The organism is Marinobacter sp. BSs20148, assembly GCF_000283275.1.
Classification (GTDB): domain Bacteria; phylum Pseudomonadota; class Gammaproteobacteria; order Pseudomonadales; family Oleiphilaceae; genus Marinobacter; species Marinobacter psychrophilus.
The window spans coordinates 3,137,916-3,154,825 of the sequence record NC_018268.1; the positions used below are offsets into that span (position 1 = coordinate 3,137,916).

General features: G+C 52.1%; 24 protein-coding genes and 2 pseudogenes. 10 read left to right on the forward strand and 16 right to left on the reverse strand.

What is annotated here, in order from left to right:
* Positions 1 to 5: 5 nt before the first annotated feature.
* From MRBBS_RS20105 to MRBBS_RS20295, 4 genes are all read right to left on the reverse strand, one after another.
* On the reverse strand, positions 6 to 185 hold the full coding sequence (locus MRBBS_RS20105; RefSeq protein WP_014872269.1) for a hypothetical protein: 180 nt from the start codon (positions 183 to 185) through the stop codon (positions 6 to 8).
* Between the two features lie 67 nt (positions 186 to 252).
* Positions 253 to 561 carry a c-type cytochrome gene (locus MRBBS_RS14310; RefSeq protein WP_041635315.1) on the reverse strand — a complete coding sequence of 103 codons (309 nt, stop codon included), beginning with the start codon at positions 559 to 561 and terminating at the stop codon, positions 253 to 255.
* Positions 562 to 624: 63 nt separating this feature from the next.
* Positions 625 to 1,308 (reverse strand): PQQ-dependent sugar dehydrogenase, encoded by a 684-nt coding sequence (locus tag MRBBS_RS20290; protein ID WP_014872270.1) that lies wholly within the window; start codon positions 1,306 to 1,308, stop codon positions 625 to 627.
* Positions 1,289 to 1,750, reverse strand: a complete 462-nt coding sequence (locus tag MRBBS_RS20295) for a PQQ-dependent sugar dehydrogenase (RefSeq protein WP_014872271.1) — start codon at positions 1,748 to 1,750, stop codon at positions 1,289 to 1,291. The genes MRBBS_RS20290 and MRBBS_RS20295 overlap by 20 nt, the downstream gene beginning before the upstream one ends.
* 593 nt (positions 1,751 to 2,343) lie before the next feature.
* Between MRBBS_RS20295 and MRBBS_RS19480 the strand changes: the two genes are divergently transcribed.
* Positions 2,344 to 4,011 carry a PAS domain S-box protein gene (locus tag MRBBS_RS19480; protein WP_014872273.1) on the forward strand — a complete coding sequence of 556 codons (1,668 nt, stop codon included), beginning with the start codon at positions 2,344 to 2,346 and terminating at the stop codon, positions 4,009 to 4,011.
* Complete coding sequence (locus tag MRBBS_RS20115; RefSeq protein ID WP_014872274.1) at positions 3,974 to 4,924, forward strand: putative bifunctional diguanylate cyclase/phosphodiesterase; 951 nt, start codon at positions 3,974 to 3,976, stop codon at positions 4,922 to 4,924. Before MRBBS_RS19480 ends, MRBBS_RS20115 begins: the two co-directional genes overlap by 38 nt.
* A 222-nt stretch (positions 4,925 to 5,146) precedes the next feature.
* Here the strand turns inward: MRBBS_RS20115 and MRBBS_RS14325 are convergent, their stop codons facing one another.
* Positions 5,147 to 5,839 (reverse strand): VTT domain-containing protein, encoded by a 693-nt coding sequence (locus MRBBS_RS14325; protein WP_014872275.1) that lies wholly within the window; start codon positions 5,837 to 5,839, stop codon positions 5,147 to 5,149.
* Between the two features lie 168 nt (positions 5,840 to 6,007).
* Here MRBBS_RS14325 and MRBBS_RS14330 point away from each other — a divergent pair, with 168 nt between their 5' ends.
* Positions 6,008 to 6,811 (forward strand): DUF3750 domain-containing protein, encoded by an 804-nt coding sequence (locus MRBBS_RS14330; RefSeq protein ID WP_014872276.1) that lies wholly within the window; start codon positions 6,008 to 6,010, stop codon positions 6,809 to 6,811.
* 201 nt (positions 6,812 to 7,012) lie between these two features.
* Positions 7,013 to 7,303: a helix-turn-helix domain-containing protein gene (locus MRBBS_RS14335; protein ID WP_014872278.1), complete on the forward strand. Its 291-nt coding sequence runs from the start codon at positions 7,013 to 7,015 to the stop codon at positions 7,301 to 7,303.
* Between the two features lie 29 nt (positions 7,304 to 7,332).
* Here MRBBS_RS14335 and MRBBS_RS14340 read toward each other — a convergent pair whose 3' ends face one another.
* Complete coding sequence (locus MRBBS_RS14340; protein ID WP_014872279.1) at positions 7,333 to 7,488, reverse strand: hypothetical protein; 156 nt, start codon at positions 7,486 to 7,488, stop codon at positions 7,333 to 7,335.
* Between the two features lie 87 nt (positions 7,489 to 7,575).
* On the reverse strand, positions 7,576 to 7,734 hold the full coding sequence (locus tag MRBBS_RS20355; RefSeq protein ID WP_319795909.1) for a hypothetical protein: 159 nt from the start codon (positions 7,732 to 7,734) through the stop codon (positions 7,576 to 7,578).
* Here MRBBS_RS20355 and MRBBS_RS20360 point away from each other — a divergent pair.
* The 4 genes from MRBBS_RS20360 to MRBBS_RS20120 all read left to right on the forward strand — a co-directional run bounded on the left by MRBBS_RS20360 (position 7,687) and on the right by MRBBS_RS20120 (position 9,932).
* Positions 7,687 to 7,875 carry a hypothetical protein gene (locus MRBBS_RS20360; RefSeq protein WP_319795908.1) on the forward strand — a complete coding sequence of 63 codons (189 nt, stop codon included), beginning with the start codon at positions 7,687 to 7,689 and terminating at the stop codon, positions 7,873 to 7,875. The two genes, MRBBS_RS20355 and MRBBS_RS20360, sit on opposite strands and share 48 nt — an antisense overlap.
* Before the next feature lie 12 nt (positions 7,876 to 7,887).
* On the forward strand, positions 7,888 to 8,637 hold the full coding sequence (locus MRBBS_RS14350) for an SDR family NAD(P)-dependent oxidoreductase (RefSeq protein WP_014872281.1): 750 nt from the start codon (positions 7,888 to 7,890) through the stop codon (positions 8,635 to 8,637).
* Between the two features lie 186 nt (positions 8,638 to 8,823).
* Positions 8,824 to 9,747, forward strand: coding sequence for an NAD-dependent epimerase/dehydratase family protein (locus tag MRBBS_RS14355; protein WP_014872282.1), 924 nt, complete (start codon positions 8,824 to 8,826; stop codon positions 9,745 to 9,747).
* 8 nt (positions 9,748 to 9,755) lie between these two features.
* Positions 9,756 to 9,932, forward strand: coding sequence for a hypothetical protein (locus MRBBS_RS20120; protein WP_014872283.1), 177 nt, complete (start codon positions 9,756 to 9,758; stop codon positions 9,930 to 9,932).
* Positions 9,933 to 10,081: 149 nt separating this feature from the next.
* Here MRBBS_RS20120 and MRBBS_RS19150 read toward each other — a convergent pair whose 3' ends face one another.
* Positions 10,082 to 10,336 (reverse strand): transcription termination factor Rho, encoded by a 255-nt coding sequence (locus MRBBS_RS19150; protein WP_014872284.1) that lies wholly within the window; start codon positions 10,334 to 10,336, stop codon positions 10,082 to 10,084.
* Between MRBBS_RS19150 and MRBBS_RS20510 the strand changes: the two genes are divergently transcribed.
* Positions 10,322 to 10,765, forward strand: a complete 444-nt coding sequence (locus MRBBS_RS20510) for an integrase core domain-containing protein (RefSeq protein ID WP_014872285.1) — start codon at positions 10,322 to 10,324, stop codon at positions 10,763 to 10,765. The two genes, MRBBS_RS19150 and MRBBS_RS20510, sit on opposite strands and share 15 nt — an antisense overlap.
* Before the next feature lie 225 nt (positions 10,766 to 10,990).
* On the opposite strand, the gene MRBBS_RS14365 is transcribed toward MRBBS_RS20510, so the two are convergent.
* The 7 genes and pseudogenes from MRBBS_RS14365 to rho form a co-directional block, all read right to left on the reverse strand.
* A complete protein-coding gene (locus MRBBS_RS14365) occupies positions 10,991 to 11,389 on the reverse strand; it encodes a hypothetical protein (protein WP_014872286.1) in 399 nt (132 codons plus the stop codon).
* Positions 11,390 to 11,542: 153 nt separating this feature from the next.
* Positions 11,543 to 11,938 (reverse strand): hypothetical protein, encoded by a 396-nt coding sequence (locus tag MRBBS_RS19495; RefSeq protein WP_144012719.1) that lies wholly within the window; start codon positions 11,936 to 11,938, stop codon positions 11,543 to 11,545.
* Between the two features lie 86 nt (positions 11,939 to 12,024).
* The gene (locus tag MRBBS_RS19160; RefSeq protein ID WP_144012720.1) at positions 12,025 to 12,447 is read right to left on the reverse strand and encodes a GCN5 family acetyltransferase; all 423 of its coding nucleotides are present in this window, start codon (positions 12,445 to 12,447) and stop codon (positions 12,025 to 12,027) included.
* An 82-nt stretch (positions 12,448 to 12,529) separates the two neighbouring features.
* On the reverse strand, positions 12,530 to 12,850 hold the full coding sequence (locus MRBBS_RS14370) for a hypothetical protein (protein WP_014872287.1): 321 nt from the start codon (positions 12,848 to 12,850) through the stop codon (positions 12,530 to 12,532).
* A gap of 173 nt (positions 12,851 to 13,023) precedes the next feature.
* A pseudogene (locus MRBBS_RS14375) lies at positions 13,024 to 13,599 on the reverse strand (HupE/UreJ family protein).
* Between the two features lie 59 nt (positions 13,600 to 13,658).
* Positions 13,659 to 14,150: pseudogene (locus MRBBS_RS14380) on the reverse strand (GTP-binding protein).
* Positions 14,151 to 14,318: 168 nt separating this feature from the next.
* Positions 14,319 to 15,290, reverse strand: a complete 972-nt coding sequence (gene rho / locus MRBBS_RS14385) for a transcription termination factor Rho (RefSeq protein ID WP_050996651.1) — start codon at positions 15,288 to 15,290, stop codon at positions 14,319 to 14,321.
* A 303-nt stretch (positions 15,291 to 15,593) separates the two neighbouring features.
* Between rho and MRBBS_RS14395 the strand changes: the two genes are divergently transcribed.
* Positions 15,594 to 16,025: a tautomerase family protein gene (locus MRBBS_RS14395; protein ID WP_014872294.1), complete on the forward strand. Its 432-nt coding sequence runs from the start codon at positions 15,594 to 15,596 to the stop codon at positions 16,023 to 16,025.
* Between the two features lie 212 nt (positions 16,026 to 16,237).
* On the opposite strand, the gene MRBBS_RS14400 is transcribed toward MRBBS_RS14395, so the two are convergent.
* A complete protein-coding gene (locus MRBBS_RS14400) occupies positions 16,238 to 16,831 on the reverse strand; it encodes a hypothetical protein (protein WP_041635317.1) in 594 nt (197 codons plus the stop codon).
* Positions 16,832 to 16,910 lie beyond the last annotated feature (79 nt).

Consider the following 16,910-nt stretch of genomic DNA (forward strand, 5'->3'; position numbering starts at 1 on the left):
ATTGGTCAAACCGGCAATTCGATGATGTCGGCATCGACAGTCAGGGTTTTACCGGCCATCGGATGGTTGTTGTCGATATCGGCAAACTTGAGGCCGACCTTAACAACGGCTAGCGTCAAAAAACAGGTTACGGAGCGACTGATCCGTGACAGCCGGGCAATGAGTTTCCATCCAGGAATTAACAAGCCTTCCCTGCGCGTCCCCGGTGAACCGGAACACAGGAAAGGCTCGACTATAACAAAGCAGAAATGACTAGGATTTACTAGAGAGGAAAGCCGTTAGGTTAGCGATGTCTTCGTCACTCAGGTTCTTGGCATTGGGAATCATCAAGCCAGAGTTCGCCCCGACTTTCTCGCCCGCGCGGTAGGTTTCAAGCCGCGACTGAGTGTAGTCGGCATCTCGTCCGATCAGGGAGGGAAAGCTGGCCATGCCCTTAGCGGTCGGTCCGTGGCACTGGGCACAGTTGCTGGCGTAGAGGTTCTTGCCCGCTTCGGTATCTCCCGCCTGGACCTGAGACAGGCCTAGGGCAATAGTCATCGTAAACAGCACCGCTTGTCTCATAAGGTATCCTTCAGCTTCCGATGGGGACTGCACTGCCTAACGGCGGTGCAGTCCGGCAGGTAATTACTCAGCGGTAAAGTGCTGAATTTGGCCTTCGTCATTGGCGACGTAAAGCGCGCCATCAGGCCCCATCTCCAAGCCACGAAAACGGGCAGAACCCATCGATAGCGGCATTTCAGTCATATCCCGAATGGTTGGCCCATCGGCGGCCAAGTCAATCACATTGATGCGCTGCCCTAGCGGTGTACCACCGAAACCGATCCCCAGGAAGCTGACCACCAGGCGGCCGTTCCAGTCACCCCATTGCTCACCTTTCAGGAAGGCGGCACTGCTGATGCCTTGGGAGTAACCGTCGTTGGTCCACAGTGGCGTCATGGCATCCGGGTAAGTTTCAAAGTCGGTCATGGGCATGTAGGCTGCTCGCGCCTTGCGGTCCATGCCCTCGTTCTGGTTGGGCTGGTAACCGCAGTAATCATCCGGGCAATCTACCCTGCCTGCCATGTTCGGGCGTGGGTCCCAACCGCTGTTGCCACCCGGCACCAAGGCGTTTACTTCATCGGAATGCCAGGGACCGTGTTCGGTGATGATCGGCTGATGGCTTTCCGGGTGGAATGCGATGCCTTGAACGTTGCGGTGACCGTAAGTAAAGATGCGTGGGTCGAAACCGTCCGGTGTGGTATCGGAATTGCCGGGGGCAGCGTTGCCATCGCCGTCAATACGCAAGACCTTAGCGGATCCGACCCCCATTGTGCGCGCCGGGGCCACCGAACGGATGTTCAGTGGCGACTTGCTTATAAGGAATGTCTATCACGATGTCGGCACGATCAGATACGCCGGCCAAATCACCATTCACATTCAGTCGCAACACCCGATTGACGGCGGGATTGTCGCCCGTGCGGGACGCGGAATAAACGTAGATGGTGCCGTTATCCGCGAACTTCGGGTCCAGCGTGACGCCGTTCATGCCGGCTTGGCCCTCGCAGACCAGGTCATCAGAGGTCATGGCATAACCGTCGGTGCCGCTCATACCCAGCAGGTTATTCACCGTGCCATCCGGCAGTTTAACCGAGAGGCCTTTGCATTTTTCAGTGAAGAACATAGTGCCATCGGGAAGGAAGGCCAGATCCCAAGGGCTTTCCAGTCCATCCAGAACGACGTTCTGAGTAACCTCAGGCGTATTGGCCTGCAAGCATATGTTTCCTGAGTGTATACGTACTTTGCGAGTCGTCAATTTTTTAGCCAATTATCAGCGCCGTTCAGGAACCCTACGAACGAGTTAATCAAAAAAACAGAAAAGTTCCTGGCAAGCTCCGCGGGGTCAGGTCTTGCGTTTTGTCTCTCGAACAATCCGGCTTACGCGAGAATAGTGCAGGCTGAAATAATTACAACGAAAGGACAAAACAGCGGCAAAACGCAAGACCTGACACCGGCACCCTTTGCAATTGGTGAGTTGGAATTCTCCGGGTGCGCTCGGCGAAACACCTCCAAACTGACCTTCCGTCGTCTGCAATGGCAGCCTTAGATACATACTTTACAAAAAATCACACAATTTACCTTTGTTTAAGAGTGGTACTTCTAGATGGTGTGCCTGAATGAGGACCGATCTCCCCTTTAACCCTTTATACGCGCAGTGTGTTAACCGGGCAGACAATTGGTTTTAACGCCGAATTTCAGGCGGGATACATAAACATACATTGTGCAGATCGGTTTGCAATAGCTCTGGTGAGTGTGTGAGTCACGCGCGTTCGCGGAAACCCTTACCTTTGAACGGAGTGCCGCATCATGAGCGACATTGAACTGTCTGTGCTGGAAGTGCAGCAGAAAATTCATGAAAAGATCGCACGGCATGACCCACTAGAACAGACCCTAGACACGATAGTCGACTGGGTAAGCATAATGATGCCAAGAACGCTGGTTGCCATCATGCGTTTTCACCCGGACACCAACAGTTTAAGACTGCTTCCCAACAACCGGTTTTCAGATGATTATTTTTGGGCCATGCAGAATGTTCCGGTCTCTGAGGATGCGGGAACCTGCGGCCAAGCGGCCTTCACCAACAAACTGGTTATTACCAAAAGTATTCAGAAAGACCCCAGCTGGAGCCGTTACCACAACATTGCTAAAGCGGAAGAGGTCCATGCCTGCTGGTCCACGCCTATTCTGACCTCGAAGAGAGAGCTCATGGGCACCTTCGCCATCTACCACCACGTCCCAGTCACCCCGACCGCGGAAACTCAGCGCTATTTAACTCTGGGCGCGGCCCTGGTAGCACTGGCCATGCTTCGCCACCGGGACACGCAAGGCCTTCAGGCCTTCTCCGAGCATCATCAAGCTCTGTTTGACAACCATCCGTATGGTTTATATACATTTGGTCTGGATGGTTGCTTCCAAAGCTGTAACGCAGCGATGGAACGCATTACGGGCTACACGGCAAGTCACATGCACAGCCTGCACTTTAATCTCTGTGTTGAACCCGATTACCACGCGCAAACCCAAGCAGCGTTCGACAGAGCCCGAAACGGTGAGGCTATTACCTATGAAACCAGGGGCATCCACGCATCCGGCCAACTCTACTTTATAGATGTCACCAACTTCCCGGTCACCATTCGAGGTAAGATTATTGGCGTCTACGGTATTTGTCGGGACATTACCGATCGCAAAAATCAGGACGCCGAACTGCGCTTACTCAAACGCGGCATCGAGGCAAGTCCCAACGGTATTGTTATGGCAGACGCACGCCACCCAGAGATGCCAATGGTCTATGCCAACCCGGCGTTTTCAGAAATAACCGGCTATACCCACAGCGAAATCGTTGGGCATAGCTGGCACGTTCTTCATGGCGAAAACACGTCGCCGGAAGCCGTCGAAGCCATAGAGCGCGGCTTGCGCCATCAAACCGAGATTAACGTTGAGCTGATTAACTATCGGAAGGACGGCACGCCTTTTTGGAACCATCTGCGGGTCAGCCCCGTGTTTGGTGATGACAGTCGCTGCACTCACTTCATTGGAACCCAGCAGGATGTTACCCGCCAAAAGGCGCAGGAAGCTCAGATTACCTTCCAGGCAAGCCATGATCTGCTCACAGGCTTACCTAACGAGGCCTCGTTTAAAAAGACACTGCATGATGCTCTTGCGGCCCATGATGAGCGTGGTTCGTTGGTCGCCATGTGTTTGGGCCTGGACGGGTTCAAGCCCATTATAAAGAACTGGGACACCCTCGTAGGCGACCAAATACTCATGACCATTGGTCAGCGCCTGACCGCTCTGATTATGCCCAAGGTGACCGTTGCCCGGCTGGACGGGGATGAGTTTGGCCTGTTGGTACCCGGCTACACCTACCGGAACGACGTCATTCAGCTGGCCGAGCCGCACTCCTGGACACCTTGCACAGCCGATCGACGTGAATGGCCAGATGGTCCACATCAGCGTCAGTATCGGAATTGCCTGTAACGGCGCACATCCGGGCGCACCCCAAGAACTGATTGAGTTCTCCCGCCTCGCCCTGGAACGAGCTAAGCGGCAAGGACGAAACATCTGGCAGTGGTACTGCAGTCATAAAATAGAGCACAGTCGTAACAGCGTGAACCTGAGGCATGATCTTCACGCCGCACTGAATGAAAACCAGTTAGAAATCTATTACCAGCCCCTGGTGGACGCCGTTACCGGGCGCATGCGCAGCGTAGAAGCGTTGGTGCGCTGGCATCACCCGGCCCGCGGGATGATGATCTCCCCCGGTGAGTTCATTCCACTGGCCGAACAAACTGGCCAGATCGTGCCTCTGGGCCTTTGGATTCTCAGGCAGGCCTGCGCAGAAATGGCGGATTTCAATGCCCATCGGGAGCGGGCACTGCCGGTTGCCGTCAACATATCATCACTACAATTTATTCGTGACGGCTTTCTTGATGACGTCCGCCGGGTGCTCAACGAAACCGGCATTCCACCCCAACTGCTGGAACTGGAAGTGACCGAAAGCGTCTTATTGGACGGCACAGCACCCGTTATCGAACTGATGGAAACCCTAAAAACCTTGGGCGTGCGTGTCGCTCTGGATGATTTCGGAACAGGCTACTCCAGCCTGAGCTATCTGCGGGACCTGCCCGTTCACAAAGTGAAACTTGACCGCAGTTTTGTCGAGAAAACCGCAACCGATCACCGGTTTGCGGCCATCGTCCAGGGCGTGATCACGATGGCCCACCACATGGATATGATCGTGGTTGCAGAAGGCATAGAAACACGGGAGCAGCAGCAAGATTTGGCCCGCAGGCACTGCGATATCTTGCAAGGGTACCTTTTTGCCCGACCCATGCCTTTGGCCGAATTGAAGAAACTGCCGAACCTCTTGCCGGTAAATACGGCGAAATGAAGTAACTCAGCACATGATGGATATAAACCGGGGGTTCCAAGCTGTTGGCTTTCGCGGTCTCGATCAGGGAGTAACGGAAAGCTCCTTGGGGTCAGGTTTTGCGTTTTGTCTCTCGAACAATCCGGCTTACGCGAGAATAATGCAGACTGAGAGGGAAAGGTTTACTTCGCACCGGCTAACCAGTCATGCGCAGGCTACGTTCAGATCGTCTATTTTTGGAGGTTAGCCGGGCGGGAGGCTGTCGACTTTTGATTGACCCAAAAACCAGCGTTTTGCCAAACCGCCGAGCACCAACATCAGAGCCAGGATGACAAGAGGCAGTAGAGTAAAAAAGTCCATGGCTTGCTCTGCTTGCCGAGCCGATACCATGCCGTGCACCGCGTTTGCATAGACTGTCCATTTGACTCCCAGCCCGACTATTGCGGCACAACAGAAAACCAGCAACGGCAGACCTAATACGCCGCCTGCCAAATTCACGAATGCATGGGGAAAGCCCGGTAATATGCGTACTGCACATTGCGTAAGAAAGTCGCTGCGTTTGCCAAGCAGGTTGAGTACCTGCCTGGCCAAATAGCCGGGTTTCCAGGTATCACCCAGGCCCTTGCCAAGGCGATAGGCACCCATTGAGCCAGCGACGCTGCCAACCAGCAGTACGCTGACGCTTAACAAAGGCGAATGAAAAGGTGCGATAAGCCAAAAGCACAGGCTACCTGGCAGCCCAACGCTCATCAGCACAGCCATGACCAGGACGATGCCAACCAAAGCCATGGGATGACCTGCCAATTCGACACCCCAGCGCCATAAGTAGCGGATCTCGATAGGCAAAAGGATAGCCGTTACTGTCAACACCACTACCAGGCTCAATAGCAGTATTAACAACCATGATCGGGGTGCGAATCGCGATTTTTCAGGCACAGATGCTATGGTTCCCGGGATAAGCGGTTGAGGCGAAATCAGAAGCCGTTTAGGCGACCATAATCGTAGCTGCCGGTAATACTCCGTATTGATACCTGAAAATGTACGAGGCGTATACTGATTGGTTTTAGTCACCAACCAATGCATGCAGTCCGAGGTACCCCTGGAATGATGAAACCCCTTCGATGGCTCATCAGAACCACCGTATTTTTGGTGGTTCTGCTAGCCGGCCCCGCACTGATTTCGGCCTGCAGTACTCAGTCTGGCCAGAGCTGGCGTGACGCCGATCGCTCCAGCGCAGGCATTGCGCCGCTACCCAGCCAGACGGAAGAAGCCATTGTGCAGGTTTATGGTGCCCGAGCTTATAACTGGCGCGGCAATTTTGCGGTGCATACCTGGATTGCAACCAAGGCGCGCGGGGCATCCACCTACGTGGTTCACGATGTCACTGGCTGGGGTCATAAGGCGGTTCGGTCCCGCCCCGGTGAGCCGGATACCGCTTGGTATGGCAACCCGCCGATGTTGCTGGCAGATCTGCGTGGTGAGAAAGCAGACGCCGCCATCATCAATATCCGGACCGCTATCGCCGCCTACCCCTTCGCGAATGAATACAAAGCCTGGCCCGGGCCCAACAGCAATACCTTTATAGCTTGGGTAATCCGGCAGGTGCCCGAACTGGATGTTGCGCTGCCCAACCTTGCCATCGGAAAAGACTATCTTGCTGACGGAGTATTTGCGAAAGCGCCCAGCGGTTCTGGCTATCAGTTCTCCCTCAATGGTTATTTCGGCCTTATGGCAAGTATCCGTGAAGGTGTTGAACTGAACATCCTCGGCCTCAACATCGGTATTGACCCACTGGCTTTGGCAGTCAAGTTACCCGGCATCGGGCACATTGGCCTGCGCGACCCCTGGATGGATCGCTCGACGTGGCACAAAGTCCCGGTTATGGAGCAGGTATCAGACGCCAATTAACGGGGACAACATCAACCAGGCACCAAGCGCCCGGTCACCACCACCCCACCCCCGTTTTTCCAGATATCCCCCATAGCCGGAGTTGTCATATATGATAACCAAAAAGCACGAAGCGAACCGTGGGGAACCACACACCAAGTCACTTGGGAATGAGCTATTTAAGACCCGTACAAAAGAGCGCTTAAGGGAGGTAAAAAAGTTATGAACTTCAAACAGTTTAAGCAGAAGGCACTCGAAAATCCTGAAGTGCGTACAGAGTACGATGCCCTTCAGGAAGAATTCAACCTGATCGACCAACTGATCACCATGAGAACGAAAGCGGGCCTTACCCAAGAGGATCTTGCCAAGAAGCTGGGGACGAGCAAAAGCAACATCTCCAGACTTGAGCGTGGCCGGGGAAACCCTAGCTGGGGAACGCTCAGCAAGTACGCCGCAGCCTGTGGTTTTCGAGTGAAACTGGAAACCACAGAAAACGACCGAGTTTCCGCATAACCCTCGGAAAACCGGGACAGATCTATTTTTCAGTTGTCCAGCTCATAGACCTGCTTCCATTCCTGAAGATTCGCCAGGTAGTACTCAAAATCACGGCGCTCGACGAACACCGGTTGACGATTATGACCGCGTTGAACAATATGGTGGGGAAAACCGGGCACAATCACCCTTGCCTGTCTTGGCATCAGCGTCTCCTTGCTTCTGATACACAGAGTCCATTCTGTGCGCAGGCAACCGATATTAACCGAAGTGCGGAGAGGGTTGGTAGTGATTCAAATCAGCTCCAAGCCATCAGAGAAGCCGCGAAAATAAATCTGTCCCGGTTTTCTCGCCGCATCACAGACGTTATCGGTGCAGCTACCGATCAGGAGGAAGCCGATTGCCTGCGGTATCTGATACAGTGTCAGCAGGCGTTGATCGGCTGCTGGCATACGTCCCATCCGCCGGAGCCGGCACGAAAAGCCATGCAGGTAGAACCGTTGACCGTGTTCCAGTTGAATTTTTCGGACACCCTGAGGCTCCACCTGGGCATTTTAACCGAGGCGTTTATTCGCTACCAGATAAGCGACTGAAAGGAGCATTCAATGACGTTTGATTTCCACGGCCGGCGCGTCATCGTCGCTGGCGGCAGCAAGGGTATTGGCCGGGCCATTGCCTTGGGATTTGCCCGAGCCGGTGCCAGCGTTTCCGTGTGCGCGCGCGGGCAGGCGTCCCTGGACGCACTGGCGGAAGAAGTGGCAGGCGAGGGTCTGGCGCTGCATGTGGCCTCCTGCGACATCGGCGATAAGGCCGCGCTGGAGACCTATCTGCAGAGCGCCATGGGCGAGTTGGGCGGCCTGGACGTGCTGGTCAATTGCGCCTCGGCGTTCGGGCGGGAGGACAACGAAGAAGGCTGGCTGAGCAGCGTTGAGGTGGATCTGATGGGCACGGTTCGCGCCGGCCATACCTGCCTGCCAGCGCTTAAGGAAACCAAGGGCACGATCATCAACATTGCCTCCATCGCTGCCCTGCACGCCTCGACACGCACCGCCCCCTACGCGGCCATCAAGGCCGCCGTCGCTCACTACACCGGCAGCCTGGCGTTGGCCATGGCCCCGCATAAAGTGCGTGTTAATGGCATTGCCCCGGGCTCGATCGAGTTCCCGGGCGGCGTCTGGGATCAGACCCGTCAGCACAATCCGGAGCTCTACGAGCGTATTCGCGGGGGGATTCCCTTCGGGCGCCTGGGCACGCCGGAGGAAGTCGCCGACGTGGCGCTGTTCCTGGCCTCCGATCTGGCCCGGTGGATGACCGGCCAGACGCTGGTGGTGGACGGCGGCCAGGTTCTGTCCTGAGCCGCCAGGCAACACAGGGCAATCCGTCGCGCCAGAACCCCGTGAGCCAACCCGCCCCCACAGCAGGTCTGTCGGAAAAACACCATCGGACAGACCTATTATTCGTGTTAGCAACTCGTTCCAGTGTTGTGTCTACTGAGCGGTCTCAAAAATAAATCTGTCCCGGTTTTCCAAGGAACCAAACCTATGCAAACCATCCTCGGTGCCAGCGGGCAGATCGGACAGGAACTGGCGCTCAGCCTGAAACGCGACTTTACCAGTGACATACGGCTGGTCAGTCGAAAGCCGCAGAAACTGAACGACACCGACCAACTGATCAGCGCAGACCTGCTGAATGCCGATGACGCCTTGCGGGCGGTTGAGGGCTCGAGCATTGTCTACGTGACCGTGGGTTTGCCAATGGACACCCAGCTCTGGGTCGAGCAATGGCCGATCCTGATGCGCAACATCCTTCATGCCTGTGAGCGCCACAACGCCAAGCTCGTGTTTTTCGATAACACCTACATGTATCCGCAAACAGCTACGCCGCAGACCGAAGAGACTCCGTTTCAGCCCAATGGGGATAAAGGCAAAGTTCGCGCAGCCATCATCAGGGAACTGATGGAAGCGATGGACGAAGGGCGAGTTAACGCCTTGATCTGCCGCGCCCCGGAGTTCTATGGCCCCGGAAAAACTCAAAGCATCACCCACGCGACGATCATCGACAAGCTGAAAACAGGCAAGAAACCGACCGTCTTTCTTCGCGACGATACGCTACGAAGCCTGATCTACACGCCAGACGCCAGTCGGGCCATGGCCCTGTTGGGCAACACGCCCGACGCCTACGGACAAGCCTGGCACCTGCCCTGCGATGACCACCGCCTGACCTACCGGCAGTTCATTCAGTTAGCGAGTGAGATCTTCCATACCGACAGCCAATACAAGGTACTCAAGCGCTGGCAGCTGAAGATGGCCGGGTTAGTGAATCAGCAAGTCCGGGATGCGACGGAACTGTTGCCACGCTACGAGGTGGACAACATTTTCGTGTCTGACAAGTTCAAAAAACGCTTTCCGGAGTTTCGCGTAACAACCTTTCGTGAGGGTTTGACGGCGGTGGTTACTGGTGGTTAAGCCACTATGTGATTCCTGAGAACTTCGAACCCGTAACCCTGAATGCCAGTGAACAGGATTCACTCAACAACAAACTGAATACTCTGTGCATTGATACCCAAGGCGGCAGAACCCTGCGAGTAAATACTGGTGTGGATTATATCCAGGTTGAGGATGGCCGGTTGCTTGTCCGGCTCAAGGAATAGCGCCTGGCAGACGCGAACTGGCAAAAAGTTCTGGAATAGTGGTCAGGGTTGTCCCGGTTTTCTGGTCTTAGTCGGCACAGGGGGCTTCGCGCTGAAAGATAAAGACTATGTAACGACCTAACGAATGAGGTGATCACTCACACGCATCATCATCCTGGCCCGGGAATGTTTTTCAGAAGCTCGGCATTTGTGGGGTACTTCTCAAGCAGCTCAACCAGCTTTTTTGTGCCCTCTAGCGGTTTGAGACCGCCAAGCGCCCGGCGCAATGCTATTATTTTGTCTAAGTCTTTTGGATCCAACAGCAACTCTTCACGGCGTGTACTGCTTTTCGAAATATCCAGCGCGGGAAAGATTCGCTGATTCGCCACGTCTCTCGATAAAACCAGCTCGTGACCGGCAGCCATAGCCGCCCCCGGGTCAGTAACGATAATCCATTCAGCGAAAGTCAGTTCAAAACGACCAAGTATCAGCCGGACTATCCGGGCCGCTTTAAAAGTGTCAGTCATGCCCGTCAATGGTTCGAGAGCTATGTCGACTGGTACAACTTCGAGCACCATCACAGCGGTCTGGCCGGGTTCACGCCGGAACAGGTGTTTACCGGTCGATATCAGGAACTGGCGGTTACACGTCAGCAAGCGCTGGACAGCTGGTATCAGGCAAACCCTGAACGTTTTGTGTGCGGCCGGCCAATTGCCCACATGCCGCCGACATCCGTGGCCACCAATCCGATTTCACCGGAAGAGGCCAAACTGGGAGTGCCATCTGCCGTGAACTTTCCGACACTCGCAAGAGCAAAACACACAGCACGAGAAACTACATTAATTCTGGAGTAGCTGTCCGAAACAGGTTGACAGGTTGACAGGTTGACAGGTTGACAGGTTGACAGGTTCCGATGAGCTTGGAACGCCATGATCAAAAGGGATAGTACGGCAAAAATTTTTGGCTTCTTAAGTAACAAAAAAATTTACTCCAATACTGCATTCAATTTGTTGTTTAACGTCGCAAACAGAGGCGCGGTACTTTTCCGCGTCCTTTCTGCTTTGCCTTGTTAGAAATCATTAGTCTTGATAAAGAGCAACAACATTGGGTTTTGATAAATAATAGATGATAAACGCGGCTAAACCAACACCAATTAATTGCAAAACAGTATTTCCAGTTGTCATTTCTGAATCAGGATATATTGGAAATATTGATATAATTCCTAGCGGAATCGAAATGACATACAGCCATTTAGCAATTCTTAGGCCCCATGTTTGCACTGACCAGAGACCGTACATAGCTGCCAATAAAAACACTCCTAGCGCCATGGATATAACACCTAATAAACTGATCCAGATTGGCATATCTGGCACCGCACTGGCCAGCATCATTAGCGCACCAACGCCAAACATAAGAAGCCCACTAAGTGCGCTATAAATAACGATCAAAACAATACCAGCTGTTTTATTTTTTTCCATAAAATTCTCCTTTAAGTTTAAATGTACGTCGGTAGTCATAATTTTTAACGATTAAAGTAAGGGGATTTTTAAAAGAGAAGCGAGAACGCCGCTTTTAAATTTCCCGATAAGCGATAAGCGATAAGCGATAAGCGAATGATTTTTATGCACTTGTTATGAATTTTTAATTTTTACTCTAATGTTTATAGCTGCATCTATAAGTATTGCAATACACCAGATTACTATACCTGCTGCCAAATAATATAAGGGGCCGTATATTATTAACCAGCCTCCGTGCTCTGTTAGAAACCATGTTGCTATTGCTGATAATACTAACAAAGCTGAAGAAAGTTTCCATAGTATGGGGTTATGCGAGTCATTTATTCTTTTTCCATATAGCAAATGTGGAATTACATAAGGTATCCATGCAAATAACATTATGCTAATAGCACTTTTTCCCATTGATACTGCAAAGTAAAAATGCAGTAACACCCAACCTAATACAGGAAGTATGGTAAAAATATTGTGGTTGATTTTATTTTTATGCATTACGATTAAGATAAGTGGCAATCAAGAACGTGTGAAACACGGTTTTTGATTGTCCAAGTGAGCGGCAAGCGAACGAGCTTGACTTGCTTGTTAGGCGTTTTTGGTTTTTAAGCAAGGCCACGAATAATATCCAGTTTGTTACTTGGTGCATTTGGTGACATAAATTCCGGTATAATTTTTTCTGTTCTTTGAGGGCGGCTTAAAAACTCAGGCGGCCATTCCGTTATACGTTGCTCTATAACATACTTGTATTGTTCTGGTTCGGGCCCCTCTATATATTCTTCCTGTAGAACTAGAGCGAGAGGTTCTTGTGCTCCTTTTGTTTCATTTGAAAAGGCTAAGGCTTCCTCATAAGTTTCAAAAACGTAATTATAGTCATTACCATTTTCTGAGTCTTCAGCTCCATCGTGCGGATAGCACCATACTCTATATTCAAGCACAGCATCCCAAACATAACCGCCGCCAGCTTTAGCAACAGCAGGATAGCTACCGACTAATTTTGGATCTTTAACTTTAGGATACAGACTCATATTGTTTTATACGCCTAACAGTGACTAGGTAGCACACTTCATTATTACAAAAACCTGAGCGCTATATAAAATTCAGATCACACTAAAAATAGTACTTTTTTCTCATTATAAACAACGAATTTTCAATACCGCGCTGCACCCGCTCGCAATCATCTGACGTCTTCGTTATTGCAATAATGAAGACGTCAGATGATTTCAATAACGAAGCATTAACTGTTCTCATACCTTCAAAAACCAGCCTCGACGCAAGAGCATCATTTCCTGAATTTCTGAAGTCTGCCTGCCCTAGCGCGTCGATTTTTGTGGCGAAAAGCCAAACAGAGCGCAGCACAGACAGCCGCAAAATAAACGGTAGGAAAAACCAGGGACTGAAAAGAGGCTGTGGTGGTACTGAAAGGTCCATCGGCTGTCATCCTTAACAAGCGGCGCGTCCATAGCGGTTACCACGTAGACTAAAGCATCGCAGTACTGCTTGTCTGCCCCCTTTGCAAAAATCCATAATTTTAAGCAATAAAAAAAGCTGCGCAGTAGGCCCACGCAGCTTTGTGTCTTAACTCTATTTTCTATCTGTTTCTTTTACGCCGCCGCCAGCAACGCTCCGGCTGCAGCAACCACACCCAGCGCTCGGCCGATCCGGTTATCCGTTTTCTGCATCAGGGTCCCAAGGGCACGGCCTGCAAACGTAAGCGCCAGTGTGGCAACCGAGAAACCTGCCAAATAGGCCACCAACGCCGCTCCAGCCGGCATTTCAGGCCCATGGGCAAAGCCGTGGAATACCATAAACGCCGCGACCAGTGAACCACCCACAGCGGTTGGCGGCTTCGCAAGTGTGGCAATCAGGATACCGGCCAACATTACCGACAAGCTGATACCGGTTTCCACGCCCGGCAGGCTCAAGCCGCCCTAGGCAATGCCAGCGCCGACGACCATGCCGCCGATGACGAACAGCAGTGTGCTGTTTTTTAGGGTGGCGGACTGGCGCACGCACCAGAAACCGATGGCGGCCATGGTCAACAAGTGTTCCAGGCCTAGCATGGGGTGCAACAGGCCGCTGGTGAACCCGGTGCCTGCGTCGTGACCGGCATGGGCGGAAGCTGTGGTGGCGGTAACCATCAGGCCGGTGGCCATTAGTAATTGGGCAAATGCTTTCATTATGTGTTCCTTTGTCTTGTCCTTAATCTTAAGGGTTCAAAGCTGTTGTCCGTTTTCGCTCAGGCTGTCGCAGCCAACTTTTCCGGCCGCCTTTCTGGCAACATTCCCCGTTCCAAAATAAAGCTGATAATCGTCGCCAGCCCTACCCAGTCGTAAATGTTTGAAACACAAACGGCCGTTCGCCGCTCATCATTTTGGAATCACGCGCCATAATGTCCAGCGAGGCGTGCACGTATGCAGCGATGTCGATTTTGTTGATGATCAGCAGGTCGGATTTGGTGATGCCGGGGCCGGTTTTGCAGGTCGTCGATGGCCGCCAGGTTCATGGAGGCGTCTTCGCGAATGGCGGTGTGCGGGCAGCCGCCGGTTTCAACGCCAAGAATGCGGTCGGCTGGCAGGGCGTCGTGCTTCAGCAGGAAGTCGGCGTCTTCTCTTGTGTAAATGTCGTTGGTCACCACGGCGATGTCGTAGTGGTCTTTCAGAGCACTACACAGCCGGCGCAGCAATGCGGTTTTACCGGAGCCTACCGGACCGTCAACGCCTATTCTCAAGCGAAAACCGGGACAGATCTATTTACCAAATCAGCTCCAAGCCATCAGAGAAGCCGCGAAAATAAATCTGTCCCGGTTTTCTGGTCTTAGTCGGCATAGGGGGCTTCGCGCTGAAAGGTAAAGACTATGTAACCACCTAACGAATGAGGTGATCACTCACACGCATCATCATCCTGGCCCGGGAATGTTTTTCAGAAGCTCGGCATTTGTGGGGTACTTCTCAAGCAGCTCAACCAGCTTTTTTGTGCCCTCTAGCTGTTTGAGACCGCCAAGCGCCCGGCGCAATGCTATTACTTTGTCTAAAGCTTTTGGATCCAACAGTAGCTCTTCACGGCGTGTACTGCTTTTCGAAATATCCAGTGCGGGAAAGATTCGCTGATTCGCCACGTCTCTCGATAAAACCAGCTCCATGTTCCCCGTGCCCTTAAACTCCTCAAAGATAACCTGGTCCATACGGCTGCCGGTATCCACCAAAACGGTTGCCAAAATGGTCAGCGAGCCGCCATTCTCAATTTTTCGTGCAGCGCCAAACAACCTCCGCGGAATCTCCATCGCTCGAGCATCCACCCCGCCAGACATAGTACGACCGCTGCTCTTTCGCTCCGCATTATGCACACGCGAAAGCCTCGTGAGAGAATCAATCACAATCATGACGTTGTGACCCTCGCCCGCTTGTTGGCGGGCGGTATCAAGAAGTTCATCGGCAACGCGAACGTGATGAGCATAGCTTTCATCCGAAGAAGAAGCGTGTACCTCAGCCGGGACGCTACGCCTGAAATCAGTGACCTCTTCGGGTCGCTCATCTATCAATAACGCGTAAAGTTTAATCTCGGGATACGCCTTCCCCACCGCCTGGCAAATATGTTTCAAAATTGTCGATTTTCCAGACCCCGGCGGTGCAACTATTAAACCTCGCTGCCCCATTCCAATCGGCGTGATCAAATCCATCGCGCGCACCGTGAGTTCCTCTGAACCTGACTCCAAGCGAATCCCCGGCGTTGGATGGATAACCACAGCATTTAAAAAACGTTTTTGTGGATCAGCCTCACCTTCAACCTCGACCATAGCTTCGGCTTCCTCAGCCACTGGTTTAGCGTCTTTATTTCGTTTTCGGGTTAAACCTAATGTCTTTCTCGTCATGATTGTTTAATAGCTCTTGTTTGATAGATATTTTTCGAAATGGGCTGATAACGTTAAAAAAACAGAAACCCTAACGGATTGCTGAACACCGTTTTCGACAAAAACAGCCCAAGGCAAAAACCCAGTGTGCACAAAATAAGTCTGTCCCGGTTCTCCAGAACCTCGTCCCGCCCCACGTCACCGGCATGAAAGATTAAATCTGTAGTGGTCATGCTGATAAGCGTTGCTATAGTGAAACAAGCCACCCCACTTCCCATCTTGGCCAGACCCATGCATACATGCAACGCTCGTTAGGACTTCCCAATGCCCACTTACACTGTAACGGTCGCGAATCTTTCCCTGTCGCTGCAGCAGAAAACACAGATAGCGGAGGCCATCACAACGGCCCATCACACGCAAACCGGCGCGCCCCGTTTCTTCGCCCAGGTTCTGTTTTTTGCGACCAACGAGGGCGAGCACTTTGTCGGTGGCCGCGTAAACTCGGCGCCCCAGGTGTATGTGCACGGCCTGGTACGCGAGGGCCGCAATACCGAGGTCAAGCAGGCCCTGATGAGCCAGATGCTTGAAAAGGTAGTGAAAATCACGGGCATAACGGCTGAGAACGTCTGGATTTATCTGCAGGACATTCCAGCCACTCAGATGATCGAGTTTGGCCGGTTTCTGCCAGCGCCGGGCGACGAAACCGAGTGGAAAAAGGAAATGACACCAGAGAAGCGCTCCGGGTTGCCCGATTAAAGGAGCACTAACACTCGACGACCTGACTAGGAACCCCGGAAGGGGTTTGTTCCGGTTTTAACTTCGGGACCTAATATCATTGGCCTTTCAGCTCCCGATAAACTTCACAGGCCTTATCCTTGTCGCTAAGAAGGCGCGGATCCTGATTTCCAATAGCGGCAGCGATCAAAGCAAAAAATAAATCTGTCCCGGTTTTAGTTTCTTAAAATCTGCTATTCAATGAAACCAGCAGCGGACATCTCATTAATGATTTTGTTTGCCAAACTCTCGGCGAAAACAGAATTGGTTATGTTAGCCAAGCCAAATGCAGAGGTGCTGGCATCCATGATGAAAGATTTATGATTCGTTTCCATATCAAACATGGTTATCGAGTAACCTTGCTGGCGACTGAAGGAATTCATCGCCATGGAATTTGCACTGCCCGAAACCGTATTACCGTAAACTGTGGCGGATTCAAACGTTTGAGACCCCATATACTGGCTGTTGGTCGCACCTAATCCTATGCCAACAATTAGCCAACCATCGATTCCATTCTGATCAATGATTTCAAAAATTCGAGGCTCCGAGTATTCTCTAGTAGGAGGGAACAACTCTTCCTTGGTTATGCATTCGACTGACTTTTCCCTCAGACTACTACACAGCTCGGTGATTATTAAGTCTTTGAATTCAAAATTCGCATTCGGTGCATCAACAATTATTTTCGAGTAGGTACGATCTCTATGTTCGGGATCGATGTGCATTCTCATTTTCGTCGTCGCGCATCCCGTCATTAAGAGCATGAGAAGTACCAAAGATAGACTCTTCATCGATATCTCCGAAAGAATTTTAACGTTCTAAACATCGGCGCAGCTCTGCTGCGTTGGTGTCCTTTGGCTTTTTTGGCAG

Coding starts and splice junctions, on each gene's coding strand:
- MRBBS_RS14310 (WP_041635315.1), bottom strand. CDS start 561: ATGAGACAAGCGGTGCTGTTTACGATGACTATTGCCCTAGGCCTGTCT.
- MRBBS_RS20290 (WP_014872270.1), bottom strand. CDS start 1,308: ATGGGGGTCGGATCCGCTAAGGTCTTGCGTATTGACGGCGATGGCAAC.
- MRBBS_RS19480 (WP_014872273.1), top strand. CDS start 2,344: ATGAGCGACATTGAACTGTCTGTGCTGGAAGTGCAGCAGAAAATTCAT.
- MRBBS_RS20115 (WP_014872274.1), top strand. CDS start 3,974: ATGGTCCACATCAGCGTCAGTATCGGAATTGCCTGTAACGGCGCACAT.
- MRBBS_RS14330 (WP_014872276.1), top strand. CDS start 6,008: ATGATGAAACCCCTTCGATGGCTCATCAGAACCACCGTATTTTTGGTG.
- MRBBS_RS14335 (WP_014872278.1), top strand. CDS start 7,013: ATGAACTTCAAACAGTTTAAGCAGAAGGCACTCGAAAATCCTGAAGTG.
- MRBBS_RS14340 (WP_014872279.1), bottom strand. CDS start 7,488: ATGCCAAGACAGGCAAGGGTGATTGTGCCCGGTTTTCCCCACCATATT.
- MRBBS_RS20355 (WP_319795909.1), bottom strand. CDS start 7,734: ATGCCAGCAGCCGATCAACGCCTGCTGACACTGTATCAGATACCGCAG.
- MRBBS_RS14350 (WP_014872281.1), top strand. CDS start 7,888: ATGACGTTTGATTTCCACGGCCGGCGCGTCATCGTCGCTGGCGGCAGC.
- MRBBS_RS14355 (WP_014872282.1), top strand. CDS start 8,824: ATGCAAACCATCCTCGGTGCCAGCGGGCAGATCGGACAGGAACTGGCG.
- MRBBS_RS19150 (WP_014872284.1), bottom strand. CDS start 10,336: ATGGCTGCCGGTCACGAGCTGGTTTTATCGAGAGACGTGGCGAATCAG.
- MRBBS_RS14365 (WP_014872286.1), bottom strand. CDS start 11,389: ATGGAAAAAAATAAAACAGCTGGTATTGTTTTGATCGTTATTTATAGC.
- MRBBS_RS19160 (WP_144012720.1), bottom strand. CDS start 12,447: ATGAGTCTGTATCCTAAAGTTAAAGATCCAAAATTAGTCGGTAGCTAT.
- MRBBS_RS14370 (WP_014872287.1), bottom strand. CDS start 12,850: ATGGACCTTTCAGTACCACCACAGCCTCTTTTCAGTCCCTGGTTTTTC.
- rho (WP_050996651.1), bottom strand. CDS start 15,290: ATGACGAGAAAGACATTAGGTTTAACCCGAAAACGAAATAAAGACGCT.
- MRBBS_RS14395 (WP_014872294.1), top strand. CDS start 15,594: ATGCCCACTTACACTGTAACGGTCGCGAATCTTTCCCTGTCGCTGCAG.
- MRBBS_RS14400 (WP_041635317.1), bottom strand. CDS start 16,831: ATGAAGAGTCTATCTTTGGTACTTCTCATGCTCTTAATGACGGGATGC.